Source organism: Catenuloplanes niger (assembly GCF_031458255.1).
GTDB classification, from domain to species: domain Bacteria; phylum Actinomycetota; class Actinomycetes; order Mycobacteriales; family Micromonosporaceae; genus Catenuloplanes; species Catenuloplanes niger.
In genome coordinates this window covers 8,162,265-8,175,279 of the sequence record NZ_JAVDYC010000001.1, presented here as the reverse complement: position 1 = coordinate 8,175,279, position 13,015 = coordinate 8,162,265, and the positions used below count along the sequence as shown (strand labels likewise).

13 protein-coding genes are annotated in these 13,015 nt (G+C 72.3%); 5 read left to right on the top strand and 8 right to left on the bottom strand.

What is annotated here, in order from left to right; all coding sequences use genetic code 11:
• Nucleotides 1–79: 79 nt before the first annotated feature.
• The 5 genes from J2S44_RS35980 to J2S44_RS35960 form a co-directional block, all read right to left on the bottom strand.
• Nucleotides 80–571: an NUDIX domain-containing protein gene (locus tag J2S44_RS35980; RefSeq protein WP_374727943.1), complete on the bottom strand. Its 492-nt coding sequence runs from the start codon at nucleotides 569–571 to the stop codon at nucleotides 80–82.
• A gap of 52 nt (nucleotides 572–623) precedes the next feature.
• Complete coding sequence (locus J2S44_RS35975) at nucleotides 624–1,184, bottom strand: GNAT family N-acetyltransferase (RefSeq protein ID WP_310423565.1); 561 nt, start codon at nucleotides 1,182–1,184, stop codon at nucleotides 624–626.
• Between the two features lie 139 nt (nucleotides 1,185–1,323).
• Nucleotides 1,324–2,100, bottom strand: a complete 777-nt coding sequence (locus J2S44_RS35970) for an amino acid ABC transporter ATP-binding protein (protein WP_310423561.1) — start codon at nucleotides 2,098–2,100, stop codon at nucleotides 1,324–1,326.
• Nucleotides 2,101–2,105: 5 nt separating this feature from the next.
• A complete protein-coding gene (locus J2S44_RS35965) occupies nucleotides 2,106–2,849 on the bottom strand; it encodes an amino acid ABC transporter permease (protein ID WP_310423558.1) in 744 nt (247 codons plus the stop codon).
• Nucleotides 2,850–2,908: 59 nt separating this feature from the next.
• On the bottom strand, nucleotides 2,909–3,736 hold the full coding sequence (locus J2S44_RS35960; protein ID WP_310423555.1) for a basic amino acid ABC transporter substrate-binding protein: 828 nt from the start codon (nucleotides 3,734–3,736) through the stop codon (nucleotides 2,909–2,911).
• A gap of 229 nt (nucleotides 3,737–3,965) precedes the next feature.
• On the opposite strand from J2S44_RS35960, the gene J2S44_RS35955 reads away from it, so the two are divergent.
• The 4 genes from J2S44_RS35955 to J2S44_RS35940 are packed head-to-tail and all read left to right on the top strand — an operon-like array spanning nucleotide 3,966 to nucleotide 9,095.
• Nucleotides 3,966–4,883: an ABC transporter permease gene (locus J2S44_RS35955; RefSeq protein ID WP_310430086.1), complete on the top strand. Its 918-nt coding sequence runs from the start codon at nucleotides 3,966–3,968 to the stop codon at nucleotides 4,881–4,883.
• Nucleotides 4,880–5,869, top strand: a complete 990-nt coding sequence (locus J2S44_RS35950; protein WP_310423552.1) for an ABC transporter permease — start codon at nucleotides 4,880–4,882, stop codon at nucleotides 5,867–5,869. The genes J2S44_RS35955 and J2S44_RS35950 overlap by 4 nt, the downstream gene beginning before the upstream one ends.
• Nucleotides 5,866–7,518, top strand: a complete 1,653-nt coding sequence (locus J2S44_RS35945; protein ID WP_310423549.1) for an ABC transporter substrate-binding protein — start codon at nucleotides 5,866–5,868, stop codon at nucleotides 7,516–7,518. Before J2S44_RS35950 ends, J2S44_RS35945 begins: the two co-directional genes overlap by 4 nt.
• The gene (locus J2S44_RS35940; protein ID WP_310423546.1) at nucleotides 7,515–9,095 is read left to right on the top strand and encodes a dipeptide ABC transporter ATP-binding protein; all 1,581 of its coding nucleotides are present in this window, start codon (nucleotides 7,515–7,517) and stop codon (nucleotides 9,093–9,095) included. Before J2S44_RS35945 ends, J2S44_RS35940 begins: the two co-directional genes overlap by 4 nt.
• 63 nt (nucleotides 9,096–9,158) lie before the next feature.
• Here the strand turns inward: J2S44_RS35940 and J2S44_RS35935 are convergent, their stop codons facing one another.
• Entirely contained in the window at nucleotides 9,159–10,871 is a 1,713-nt protein-coding gene (locus J2S44_RS35935; protein ID WP_310423542.1) for an alpha/beta fold hydrolase, read from the bottom strand.
• A gap of 100 nt (nucleotides 10,872–10,971) precedes the next feature.
• Here J2S44_RS35935 and J2S44_RS35930 point away from each other — a divergent pair, with 100 nt between their 5' ends.
• Nucleotides 10,972–11,661: a response regulator transcription factor gene (locus J2S44_RS35930; protein ID WP_310423539.1), complete on the top strand. Its 690-nt coding sequence runs from the start codon at nucleotides 10,972–10,974 to the stop codon at nucleotides 11,659–11,661.
• A 13-nt stretch (nucleotides 11,662–11,674) separates the two neighbouring features.
• Here the strand turns inward: J2S44_RS35930 and J2S44_RS35925 are convergent, their stop codons facing one another.
• Together J2S44_RS35925 and J2S44_RS35920 are read right to left on the bottom strand one after the other, a co-directional pair.
• Nucleotides 11,675–12,412, bottom strand: a complete 738-nt coding sequence (locus J2S44_RS35925; RefSeq protein WP_310423535.1) for a hypothetical protein — start codon at nucleotides 12,410–12,412, stop codon at nucleotides 11,675–11,677.
• Nucleotides 12,409–12,900 carry a hypothetical protein gene (locus J2S44_RS35920; RefSeq protein ID WP_310423532.1) on the bottom strand — a complete coding sequence of 164 codons (492 nt, stop codon included), beginning with the start codon at nucleotides 12,898–12,900 and terminating at the stop codon, nucleotides 12,409–12,411. Before J2S44_RS35920 ends, J2S44_RS35925 begins: the two co-directional genes overlap by 4 nt.
• Nucleotides 12,901–13,015: the final 115 nt, after the last annotated feature.

The following is a 13,015-nucleotide window of genomic DNA, read 5'->3' as shown; positions in this document are numbered from 1 at the left end:
GGCGGGCCGCTCCTTGACGGTGCACGGCAGGCTGAACTCGAAACCGCCGAGCGCGCACCTTGCGGCATGACAGGACGTCTCATTCGCCGCACCGGCTCCGGTGTCGTCGCTGAAGCGATCGGCAGATCTCGGCATCGAGCGCCGACAGGTTCGGGATGTCCGCACCGTCCCACCAACGAATCGCCTCGACCTCGTCGTTGGGTTCGAACGGGGTGCGGCCGCCGAGTACGGCTCCATAAACCGCCGCATACTCCACGCGGTTGTCCGGCTTCAAACGGAAAACGGCAAGTCCGATGTAGGCGACGTCCGGCGCGGCCTGACCGGTTTCCTCCACGAACTCGCGGACTGCAGCGGCTCCAGGTGTCTCACCACGGTCGATCATGCCGCCGGGCAGCTCCCACCGCCCGCGCCGGCGGTTGAGGACGAGGAGCGTAGAACCCTGGTGCCTGCCGACCACCAGCGACAGGGGAAGCGGCACATCGGGGTCGAGTCGCTCAAGATCCCGTTCGTGTCCGGTTCGGAACTCCAGGAGTTCATTTCCGTCAACGTCGACAGCGATCGGCGGATTCACGGACACAATAATCGCAACGGCACGCGGGCTGGTGCACGCGGCCCCGACCGGGTCATCGGGAGAGCTCGGTGGTCCGGAGATCTGTCGCGATCATCGAGAAGACGGCCAGGTCGTGTGCCTTCTCGCCGTCCCACTCGGCCATCCGCAGGGTGCCCTCCCGGTGATATCCGGCCTTCTCGGCGACCCGCAGGGAAGCGACGTTGTCCAGGCGGGCATGCAACTGGATCCGCCGCATCCCGCCGTCGGTGAGTGCCCACCGGCCGACCGCGCGGGCCGCCTCGGTCGCGTGGCCTCGACCGCGCCGATCGGCCCGGACCCCGTAGCCGATCTCGCTGTGCCCCGCCTCCCAGTCGGTGTCACGTAGCCCGATGCTGCCGACGATCTCGCCGCTGGACTCCTCCACCATCGCCAGGTGCACACCCTCGCCGGTCAACCGCCGCCGGTGCACCGTCTCGGCCAGCCACCCCTCCACGTCGGTGACGGCCCCGGGACCGCCCGGCGGCAGTGCCGTCCGGTCACCGGCCGCCACGAGTGCTGCTACCCGCGCCGCGTCCCGCGACCCGAACTCACGAATCTCCAAGCCACCCGAGATGATCTTCACTGGAGGGAACATGGCGAGCAGCGTAACCCCACCCATCGGTACGTGACCGGCGCCCACGGTGCCGGCCGGGACCGAGCGCGTGAAGGGTGTGAGCGCGGGCGGGCGGGCGTCCCCGGCGGGTCGGGGTGGACCGCGCCGGGGATCGTCGGTGTCAGCCTGCCTTGTGGGCGCCGATCTCCGTCTCGCTGACCCGGGTCGGTTCCAGCACGCGGTGCAGGAAGGTCTTCGTGCGCTCCTCGCGGGGGTTGCCGAAGACCTCGGCGGGCGGGCCCTGTTCGACGACCACCCCGCCGTCCATGAAGACCACCCGGGACGCGACCTCGCGGGCGAACGCCATCTCGTGCGTGACCACCAGCATGGTCATGCCCTCGGCGGCCAGGCCGCGCATGACCGCGAGGACCTCGCCGACCAGTTCCGGGTCGAGCGCGGACGTCGGCTCGTCGAAGAGCATCAGCTGGGGGTCCATGGCCAGCGCGCGGGCGATCGCCACGCGCTGCTGCTGACCGCCGGAGAGCTGGGCCGGGTACGCGCCGGCCTTCTCCGCCAGGCCGACCCGTTCGAGGTTGAGCGCGGCGATCCGGTCCGCCTCGGCGCGGGAGCGTTTGAGCACGCGACGCTGCGCGATCGTCACGTTCTCCCGGACGGTGAGGTGGCCGAACAGGTTGAACTGCTGGAACACCATGCCGATCCGGCGCCGGACCGCGTCGATGTCGCAGTCGTCGTCGGTGACCTCGACGCCGCCGACGTGGATCGTGCCGGACGTCGGCGTCTCCAGCAGGTTCACGCAGCGCAGCAGCGTGGACTTGCCGGAGCCGGACGGGCCGATCACGCAGACGACCTCGCCCGGCTCGACCGCGAGGTCGATGCCGCGCAGCACCTCGAGCCTGCCGAACGACTTGTGCAGGCCGCGGATGTCGATGGTGGACATGGCGGTCACCTCTCCCTCGCGGCGCGCCGCTCCAGCCCGCGGACCAGCTGCGACAGCGGCAGCGTGATCAGCAGGTAGAGCAGGCCGGCCACGACCAGCGGCGTCGGGTTGACGCGGGTGTTGAGCGCGTCACCGGCGAACTTGGTCAGCTCGATGGTCGTGGAGGTCACGCCGAGCACGTACACCAGCGAGGTGTCCTTGGTCAGCAGAATGATCTCGTTGGTCAGCGGCGGGATGACGATCCGGAACGCCTGCGGCAGGATGATCGAGATCATCGCCCGGGTGTGTGACATGCCGAGCGTGCGCGCGGCCTCGAGCTGCCCCTTCGGGACGGCCTGGATGCCGGCGCGCAGCGTCTCCGCCATGTACGCGGCCGCGGTCAGGCCGAGACCGAGCGTGACCGAGCCGTAGACGCCGCCCGGGATCTCCCGGTCCGGGAACGCCAGCGGCACGCCGTAGCCGACCATGAACAGCACCAGCAGCGACGGCAGGCCGCGGAACAGCTCGATGTAGGCGGTCGCGAACCAGCGGTACGGCAGGATCGACGACAGCCGCATCAGCGCCAGGATCAGGCCCAGGACCAGGCCGAACACGAACGCCAACAGCGTGTAGAGAACGGTGTTGCGCAGCGCGACCGTGATGGCCTCGGGGAACATGCCCTGCGCGATGTCGAGCCGGAAGAACGCGTCCGACAGGGTCGCCCAGTCCGCGGCGGTCACCACGGCCAGGATGACCAGTGCGAAAACCACATAGCCGGCGGTACGGACGAGCCGTTGCCGCCGGCGTCGAGTCAGCTTCATGTGGTCGGTCAGGCGGTCGGCTTGGCGCCGATCCAGGTCGCGTAGATCTGGTCGTAGGTGCCGTCGGCGCGGGCCGCGGCGAGCGACTCGTTGACGGCCTTGAGCAGCTCGGCGTTGCCCTTCTTGACCGCGAAGCCGTACTGCTCACCGGTGTCGAAGCCGGCCGCGACCTCGACCTTGCCGACGTTGTTCTTGATGTACTCGTTCCAGACCGGCAGGTCGTTGACGGCCGCGTCGACCTGCTTGGTGGCGAGCGCCTGCTGCTGCGCGGCCAGGTCCTTGTACGAGACGACCTCGATGTCCAGGCTCTTCTGCTCGACCTGGGTCTTGATGTAGTCCTCGCCGGTGGTGCCGCCCTGCACGCCGACGCGCTTGCCCGCGAGCTCCTCCAGCGTCTTGACCTGGTTGCCGGTGAGGACCGCGAGCGCCTGGGTGGCGTCGAAGTACGGGTCGGAGAAGTCCAGCACCTGCTTGCGCTCGTCGGTGATGGTCATGCCGGCTGCCGCGATGTCGCACTTGCCGGCGTTGAGGTCGGAGCCGGACTTGATGCCCTCGAACGGCGTGTCGATGATCTCCTGGGTCACGCCGAGCTTCTTCGCGACCAGATCGACGAGCGCGACGTCGAAGCCGACCACCTTGCCGGTCTCGTCCGGTGCCTGGAACGGCGCGTACGGCAGGTGCGTGCAGGTGGTGAGCGCACCGGCCTTGATCAGCGCGACGCCGCCCTCGGTGGTGCCGCCGGTGTCCTCCTTGGCGCAGCCGGCGAGCCCGCCGACGACCAGCGCGGCGGCGGTCGCCAGCGTGGCCATCCGGCGCGAGTATCCGAGCGATTTCATGCTTTGTCTCCCCAGGTCCCTGCCCGCACGCCAGGCGGGTCGAGCCACATTAATCCAGAGTTATCCGCCCGGCAACAGAGAAGATCATCCTACGTCGGCGGCCGGACGTGACCGTGCACACACCTTCCGCTTCCCCGCGTTGCCGCCGTCACCGTCGTGTCCCCCGGCTGGACATTTCCCATTGATCACATAGGATTAGGCGCCAATTGAGGGGGGTCCCGTGACGGAGATGGTGTTCTCCGCGCCACCGGCCGCGCAGCGTGCGCACGTCTGGCGCCGGCTGCGCCGTGACCGCTGGGCCGTGACCGGCGGGGTGGTCGCCGTGACGCTGGTCGCGGCCGCGCTGGCCGCGCCGCTGCTCACCCGGGTCTCCGGGCACGACCCCTACACCTACGACCTGGACGCGGTCTCCGGCGGCGGCGTGCCCCTCGGCGCCGGCGGCGGCATCGGCGCGGAGCACTGGTTCGGCGTCGAGCCGATGACCGGCCGGGACCTGTTCGCGATCGTGCTGCACGGCGCCCGCACCTCGCTGCTGGTCGGCGTGGGCGCCACACTCGTCGCGATCGCGATCGGTGTCGCACTCGGCGCCACCGCGGGCTTCGCCGGCGGGTGGTGGGACGCGCTCGCCTCCCGTACCACGGGTGTGGTCTTCGGGTTTCCGGCCCTGGTCTTCATGATCGCGCTCAGCGCGGTCGCGCCTCCGGAGATCCCCCGGCTGCTCCTGGTGGTGCTGGTCGTCGGCTTCTTCGGCTGGCCGCCGATCGCCCGGGTGGTGCGTGCGCAGACCATCGCGCTGCGGGAGCGCACGTTCGTGGTGGCCGCGGTCGCGCTCGGTGCCCGGCCGCACCAGGTGCTGTGGCGGCACATCCTGCCGAACCTGCTGCCCACGGTGCTGGTCTTCGGCACGATGCTGGTGCCGTCGATGATCGGCATGGAGGCCGCGCTGTCGTTCCTCGGCGTGGGCGTGCCGCCGCCGACGCCGTCCTGGGGCCGCTCGATCGGCGACGCGATCTCCTGGGTGCAGCTCGACCCGATGTACCTGCTGTTCCCCGGCGGGGCGCTGTTCGCGGCCACGCTGTCGTTCAACCTGCTCGGCGACGGACTCCGGGACGCGCTCGACCCGCGGCTGCGGGAGCTGCGCCGATGACCTGGATCCCGCGGCGTCTCGGCGGCATGCTCGGCGTGCTGCTGATCGTCAGCTTCCTGACGTACACGCTGCTGATCGTGGCGCCGTCCGACCCGGCACTGATGTCCTGCGGGCGCCCCTGCACGCCGGACCGGCTCGCGGACGCCCGCGCGTTCATGGGGTACGACCAACCGCTGCTCGGGCAGTACCTGTCCTTCCTGGGCGGGATCGTCACCGGCCGCACGTTCGGCGACGGCGCGGCCGCGGTCGAGTGCGCCGCCCCGTGCCTGGGCTACTCGTTCCGGCTCGGCGCGCCGGTCACCGAGCTGATCGCCGAACGCGCGCCGGTCACGTTCTCGCTGGCCGTCGGCGCGGCCGTGCTGTGGCTGCTGCTCGGCGTGACGGCCGGCACGGTCTCCGCCGTCCGGCGCGGCTCGCTGCTGGACCGCGCCGCGATGACGCTCTCCGTCGCCGCGGTGTCCGCGCCCGCCTACCTGGTCGGGCTGATCGGCCTGCTGATCTTCGGGTTCACGCTGAACGTGGTGCCGGTCTCCGGGTACGTCCCGCTGACCGAGAGCCCGGTCGACTGGGCCTGGCACCTGGTCCTGCCGTGGCTGGTGCTCGCGCTGATCTCCGCGGCCGTCTACGCCCGGCTCACCCGCACCCAGCTGCTGGACGTGCTCGGCGAGGACTTCGTGCGCACCGCGCGCGCCAAGGGCCTGCGCGAGGGCACGGTGCTGCGCCGGCACGGGCTGCGCAACACGCTCGTACCCATCGTCACGTACTTCGGTCTGGACCTCGGCAGCCTGCTCGGCGGCGCGGTCCTGACCGAGCGCGTGTTCAGCATGCCGGGCCTCGGCTCGCTGCTGATCGACGCGTACGGCAACGCCGACCTGCCCGTGATCATCGGCGTCACCGTCTTCTCGGCCGCCGTGATCGTGGCCGCCAACGCCGCCGTGGACGTGCTGCACGGCGTGCTCGACCCCCGTCAGAAGGGAAACCGATGAGAGCCCGCCATGCCGTCGCCGTGGCCGCCGCAGTGATCCTGGGGCTGTCCGCGTGCAACGCCAACCCCTCCGGCCCGCCCGGCGAGACCACCGCGCAGAAGGGTGGCACGCTGCGCATCCTGTCCTCGGCCAGCGAGTTCGACCTGGACCCGGCGAAGAGCCAGTCGCTGGCGATCACCTCGTCCGGCCTGGTGCTGCGCCGGCTCACCACCTGGGACATCTCCCCCGGCAAGCCGCCCGCGGTGGTCCCGGACCTGGCCACCGACACCGGCACCACCACCGACGGCGGCCGGACCTGGACGTTCACGCTGAAGGACGGGCTCACCTACCCGGACGGTTCGGCGATCACCACCCGGGACATCAAGTACGGGCTGGAGCGCTCGTTCGCGCCGGAGCTCAGCGGTGGTCTCGGCTACCACAAGGCGCTGCTGGCCGGCGGGGACGCGTACCGCGGGCCGTACTCGGGGCAGTCGCTGGACTCGATCGCCACGCCGGACGACCGGACGATCACGTTCACGCTGACCAGCGCGTACGGCGACTGGCCGTGGATCGTCTCGATGCCCGCGTTCGCGCCGGTGCCGAAGGCCCAGGACGACCCGGCGGACTACGGCAAGAACCCGGTCCCGTCCGGGCCGTACCGGATCGCCTCGTACACGGCCGGGTCCGAGGCGGTGCTGGAGCGCAACCCGGCGTGGAAGCAGGAGACCGACCCGGTCCGCACCGCCGGGCCGGACCGGATCGTGTTCCAGCTCGGGCAGGACACCACGGTCGCGGCGCAGCGGCTGGTCGCGGACTCCGGGGACGACCGGTCCGCGTTCGGCGCCAACTTCGTGCCCCCGGCCCAGCTCGCGCAGGCGCAGGCGAACCCGGCCGTCAAGGACCGGATCGTCACCTCGTCGCCGGGCGCGCTCGCCTACCTGGTGATCAACACCAAGAGGGTCACCGACCTGCGGGTACGCCAGGCGCTCGCCTACGCCACGGACAAGCGCGCCTACCAGGTCGCCTCCGGCGGGGAGACCGGCGGCGGGCTCGCCACCACGCTGATCACGCCGGGCATCCCGGGGCGGGTCGAGTACGACCTGTTCCCGGCCGACCCGGCCGGTGACGCCACGAAGGCGAAGTCGCTGCTGGCCGAGGCCGGCCGGACCGCGCCGAGGCTCACGCTGCTGGTCCGCAGCGACGGGCAGTGGAGCAGCCAGGCGCAGGCGCTGCAGCAGGGCTTCGCCCGGGCCGGGATCCAGGTCGAGCTGCGCACCGAGGAGTACGAGGCCTGGCGGGAACACGTGACCAGCGGCGACCGCGACGACTGGGACCTGACGCTCACCTCCTGGCAGCCGGACTTCCCGTCCGCGAACGGCAACATCCAGCCGCTCTTCGCCTCCGGCGAGATCGGCGGTGGCGGGTTCAACCTCTCCCGGTACTCGGTGCCGGAGGTGGACGCGCTCATCGCCCGGGCCACCGCGGAGGTCGACCCGGCGGCGTCGCAGGCGCTGTGGGCGCAGGCGGACCGGCGCATCCTCCAGGACGTGCCGGTGGTGCCGCTGATCTACACCAGGAACTCGTTCCTGCGCGGGTCCGCGGTGCAGAACTTCGTGATCGGCGAGTTCCCGGCGTACCCGAACTATCTGAAGGTGTCGCTGAAGCAGTGAGTGAGGTGCTGGAGTTCGACGGGGTCTCCGTCGCCTTCGGCCGGGTGCGGGCCGCCCGCGACGTGACGTTCGCGTTGCGCCGCGGGCGGGTCCTCGCGCTGGTCGGCGAGTCGGGATCCGGCAAGTCGGTGACCGCGACGGCCGCGCTCGGACTGCTGCCCCCGTCCGCGACCGTCACCGGGAGCATCCGGCTCTCCGGCGAGGAGCTGGTGGGTGCGCCACCTGGCGTGCTCCGGGCCGTGCGGGGCGCGCGGATCGGCACGATCTTCCAGGAGCCGATGAGCGCGTGGAACCCGGTCTACACGATCGGGGCGCAGATCGCCGAGGCCGTCTCGGTGCACCGCCGGCTCGGGCGGGCGGCGCTGCGTACCCGCGTGCTGTCGCTGTTGTCCTCGGTGGGTCTGGACGAGCCGGACCGGATCGCCGCGTCGTACCCGCACCAGCTCTCCGGGGGGCAGTTGCAGCGCGCGATGATCGCGATGGCGATCAGCGGTGACCCGGACGTGCTGATCGCGGACGAGCCGACCACCGCGCTCGACGTCACGGTCCAGGCCGGCATCCTGGCGCTGCTGCGCGGCCTGCGCGACACCGCGATCCTGCTCATCACGCACGACATGGGCGTGGTCGCGGACCTCGCCGACGACGTGGTGGTGATGCGCGCCGGGTCCGTGGTCGAGTCCGCGCCGGCCGAGCGGCTGTTCGACGCGCCGGCGCACGACTACACGCGTGCGCTGCTGGCCGCGGTCCCGTCGCTGACCGGCGAGTTCCCGGCCGCCCCGGCCACCTCGGCCGCGCCCGTGGTGTCGGTCCGGGACCTGTCCGTGGTCTACGACCGGCGCGTCCGCGCGGTCGACGGCGTGTCCCTGGACATCCCGGCCGGCACCGTGGTCGGCCTGGTCGGCGAGTCCGGCTCCGGCAAGTCCACGATCGGCCGCGCGCTGGCCGGTCTCGCCCCGGTCACGGCCGGCACCGTCACGGTCGGCGGCGTCGGCCTCGGCGCCGCGTCCCGGCGGGACCTGCGCGCCGTACGTACCCGGATCGGCATGGTCTTCCAGGACCCGGCGAGCGCGCTCGACCCGCGCCGCACGGTCGGTGACAGCGTCGCCGAACCGATCGTGCTGCACTCCCGCGCCACGGACGCGCGCACCCGGGTGGCCGAACTGCTGGACGCGGTCCGGCTCGACCCGTCGCTCGCCGAGCGGTACCCGCACGAACTCTCCGGCGGCCAGCGCCAGCGGGTGGTGCTCGCCCGGGCGCTCGCGCTGCGGCCCGCGCTGCTCGTCGCGGACGAGCCGACCAGCGCGCTCGACGTGTCGGTGCAGGCCGGTGTGCTGGCGCTGCTCGCCTCGTTGCAGCGGGAGCACGGTTTCGCGTGCCTGTTCATCAGCCATGACCTGGCCGTGGTCCGGTCGATCGCGCACCGGGTGGCGGTGCTGCACCGGGGGCGGGTCGTCGAGGAGGGCACCACCGGGAAGGTGCTGACCGCGCCGGAGCACCCGTACACCCGGCGGCTGCTCGACGCGGCACCGGTTGCGGACCCGCGACGGCAGCGCGCCCGGCAGGCATCCGCTTCCTGAGGACGGCGTCACGCACGGCAGCGCGGGCTCCCGGCATCCGGAAGCCCGCGCTGTCGGTCAGGGTCAGCTCGGCCCGTTCGCCTCGCTGATCATCTCCTGGAGCGCGGCGCGCAGCTCGGGCAGCGGCGCCACCTCGGCCGACGTCGCCGTCCGGGCCGCCGCCGGGGTGCGGACCGGGCCGGCCACCGGGAAGACCTCGGTCTCACCCGGAAGCGGGATGCCCGGACAGGTCACCGAACCGGGACGCGAGTTGTGCAGCAGGAACACGTTGACCATGCCGTCCACGCAGGGGTTGCCGTCCAGCGCGTACTGGCCGTGGAACGGTGCGTCGTCCACCGAGATCAGGCTGACGCCCGGCGCGGCCCGGACCGCGGACCTGGCCTGCTCGTAACCGGTCTGCGGGTCGAACTCGCTCTGCACGACCAGGATCCGGCCGGTCACCTGGGCGGGCAGCTGCGGCAGCTGCTGACGCGGCGCGTCCGACCAGAAGCCACACGTCTCGCCGATGCCGTACTGCCAGCCGAACAGCGGGAACTGCGGGCCCTGCTGGTCGCTGAGCCGCTTGTACCAGGCGGCCGAGCGGGTCGGCTGGTCGTTGCAGGCCACCGCGAACCGGGTCGTCGGCACCAGCGCGTAGTCCGCCGGGTCGTCGGCGAGCGCCTTCGCCGCCGCCTGCGGGGTGAGCGCGCTCAGCGGCACGCCGAACCGCTCCCGGGACACCGTGTCGAGCTGCGGCGCGAGATCCGATTCGGTCAGCGGCGGGGTCTCGCCGTTGGCACCGGCGACCCCGATCGCCAGCACCAGCGCGGCCAGCGTCCAGGCGAACGGCGAGCCGAGACCGACGAACGCGGAGTCGTAGTCGTCCGGGCTGACGCCGTTGGCGGCGAACCAGGCCCGGCCGCGCTCCCAGTTCGCGGCCGCCTCCTCGGGCGTCGCGCCGACATCGTCCGGGAACTGGCGGGTCACCCACGGCAGGAACGTGTCCTCGAACAGCCGCTGGTTGATCGGCGGCCAGGCCTCGAACGCGGCCTGGAGCCGGCCCTGGAAGTCGACGCTGGAGTCCAGCACCATCTTGCCGGTGCTGGCCGGGAACAGCGACGCGTACTTCGCGCCGAGCCAGGTGCCGTACGAGTAGCCGAGGTAGTCCAGCTTCGGCTCGCCGAGCAGCAGCCGGATCAGCTCCATGTCGTGCGCGGTCTGCCAGGTGGTGATGAACGGCGCGAGCGCCTCGCTCTGGCAGGCCTCGGCGATCGCCCGCGGCGTCTTCTGGTGCTCGGCGATGCTCTCCGCCGAACGGTCCCGGGCGTCCAGGTCGGTGCGCTGGGAGATCCGGTCGAGCGGCACCTCGCAGGTCTCCGGGTCGAAGCCGCCCTCCTGGCCGGTGCCGCGCGGGTCCATGCCGATCAGCGCGTACCGTTCGTGCAGCTGGGGCTGCAGCGCGGCGATCGCGCCGGGCAGCGACGTCCCCTGGCCGCCGGGTCCGCCGGGGTTGAGCAGCATCGAGCCGAGCTTCTCGCCGCTCGCGGCGACCCGGCTGATCGAGACCTGCAGGGTGCGCCCGTTGCCCGGTGCAGCCCAGTCGCGGGGCACCGTGACCAGCGCGCACTCGGCCGGCACCGTGCCCTCCTGGGCCGGGAACGCGCACGCTCCCCAGGTCAGTTCCTGATCTGCGAAGGCGTCGAACGGTCCGGTCGCGGCGGACGCCGGGACGGAGGTCCCGGTGAGCACCAGCGCCGTGGTGAGTGCGAGCGCCGCACCGGCGGTCGGTCTGCGCACGGGCAGTCCTTTCGATGGCGGGTATCTGACCCGGTCGATCCCAGCACCGTTCCGCTCGGGCGTCCAGGGCCGGTGCGTCCATGTAGTACTTTCGGCCGGTATGGGGAGACAGACGCCGATCCGGGTCCTGGTGGCCGACGACCAGGCCCTGGTCCGCACCGGCCTGCGGCTCATCCTCGACGCCGAGCCGGACATCGAGGTGATCAGCGAGGCGGCCGACGGTGCGGCCGCGGTGCGGCTGGCCCGCCTCCTGCGCCCCGACGTGACGCTGATGGACATCCGCATGCCCGGGCTGGACGGTGTGCGCGCCACCGAGCTGCTGGCCGGCCCGCAGGTCACCGACCCGCTCCGGGTGGTCGTGGTGACCACCTACGACGTCGACGAGCAGGTCTACGCCGCGCTGCTCGCCGGCGCCTGCGGTTTCCTGCTCAAGGACGCCGGCGCCCGCTGGCTGCCCGAGGCCGTCCGGGCCGCGGTCGACGGCGAGGCGGTCGTGTCCCCGTCCGTCACCGTCCGCCTGCTGCGGCACTTCACCCGCTCCGCGGCCGCCCCCGCCGGCCCGCCCGGCCTGCCGGTCACCACGCGCGAGCTGGACGTCGTGCTCGCCGTCGCCCGCGGCCGCACCAACGCCGAGATCGCCGGCGACCTGCACATCTCGCTGTCCACGGTGAAGACGCACCTGGCGAGCCTGCAGGGCAAGCTCGCGCTCCGGAACCGTACCGAGATCGCGATCTGGGCCTGGCGGCACGGTCTCGTCGGCCGCGACGGCCCGCCGCCGTCGCTCCACTGAGGACGGCGGCGGGTCAGCTGCGGGCGACCAGGCGGACGTAGGTGAAGTAGGCGCCGAGCGTGGCCACCAGCGAGGCGATCAGCGCCATGCCGGTGCCGACACCGACCCGCAGCGGGCTCATCGCCGCGAACGTCATCGCGGCCAGCAGGATGCTGAAGATGCTCAGGAACGTGAACGCGATGACCAGCCCGTTGAGCAGGCGCGCCCGGCGGCCCTGCAGGCTCGACGACAGCTGCTGGTGCAGCGTCCGGAGGAAGCCGAGCCGGCCGTCCAGCGAGTCGAGCACCCGCCCGAACTGCCATTCCTCCTCCAGCGCCCGCCAGATGATCTGATCGGTCGAGTCCAGGTGCGGCTCCACCGACGCGTACCGCAGCCGGAACGACTGCACCGCGTGGTAGAGCCCGAGGATGCCGTTCGTCTGCTGCTCCAGCGCGTCGATCGTCAGGTCCGGGTCGTTCGGCCGGACCCGGGCGAGCTGGCTCTCCAGCGCGGCGTCGTGGGCCAGCGCGGTCGCCCAGCACACCTGGTGAACGCCGGCCAGCCGGATCAGGCCCTGTACCAGCTGGTCGTCGGCGTCCTCCGCCACCACCACGCAGTTGCGACCGACCCGCACCACCGGCGACCGCGGTGTCTCCACCACGCACCGCCGCCCGACCGGGGTCACCCGCGCGGCCAGCGCGGTCCGCTCCGCGTCGGTGGACTCGGGCGTGGGCGTGATCAGGTAGACCGCGTTCGCCCAGAGCGCCATCACGTCCGTCGCTTCCAGGCCGAAGCGGCGGCCCGGCCGAGACGCGCCCGGACCAGCGCGGTCACCTCCGGCGCCATGGCCGCCACCAGACCGCGGGTGTCGAGGACCAGCGAGCTCGCGTCCCGGTACGCCGTCGCCGGCAGGTCGAAGGTGAACAGCACCAGCCCGGTTCCCACGTTCCACAGGCTCAGCCGCGCGTCGACCAGCCGCCACCGCGCGGTCTCGCCGGACAGGAACCGGTCCACCCGGTCGCCCACCACGTCGGGCACGCCGCGCAGTTCCACCACGCCGCGCGGCATGCGGCGCAGGAACCGGTCCAGGATGCCGGCACCGTAGTCCTGCAGCCCGAGATCCTCCTTGTCCGCCGGTGCCCGCCACGGCCCGTAGCCGCGCAGGCTCTCCTCGGACGCGTCGGCCCACCCCCGCAGCTCGGCGCGCTCCGTGGAGCCGACCGGAAAATAGGCCAGCACGCGTACCCGCTCGGCAACCACCGGCGATCCTCCCCACATAGGCGGACTCCGATGGTACGGACGGCGCGCCACCACCGGCGGGGTCCCGGTGACCGGCGGCGGGACGTGCAGGGAGGAGCGCCGGCGACGACCGGTG

What these genes read in the sequence shown, in the direction of transcription:
- J2S44_RS35950 (WP_310423552.1), top strand. Translation starts at nt 4,880, where the DNA reads ATGACCTGGATCCCGCGGCGTCTCGGCGGCATGCTCGGCGTGCTGCTG.
- J2S44_RS35970 (WP_310423561.1), bottom strand. Translation starts at nt 2,100, where the DNA reads ATGTCCACCATCGACATCCGCGGCCTGCACAAGTCGTTCGGCAGGCTC.
- J2S44_RS35945 (WP_310423549.1), top strand. Translation starts at nt 5,866, where the DNA reads ATGAGAGCCCGCCATGCCGTCGCCGTGGCCGCCGCAGTGATCCTGGGG.
- J2S44_RS35955 (WP_310430086.1), top strand. Translation starts at nt 3,966, where the DNA reads ATGGTGTTCTCCGCGCCACCGGCCGCGCAGCGTGCGCACGTCTGGCGC.
- J2S44_RS35960 (WP_310423555.1), bottom strand. Translation starts at nt 3,736, where the DNA reads ATGAAATCGCTCGGATACTCGCGCCGGATGGCCACGCTGGCGACCGCC.
- J2S44_RS35930 (WP_310423539.1), top strand. Translation starts at nt 10,972, where the DNA reads ATGGGGAGACAGACGCCGATCCGGGTCCTGGTGGCCGACGACCAGGCC.
- J2S44_RS35975 (WP_310423565.1), bottom strand. Translation starts at nt 1,184, where the DNA reads ATGTTCCCTCCAGTGAAGATCATCTCGGGTGGCTTGGAGATTCGTGAG.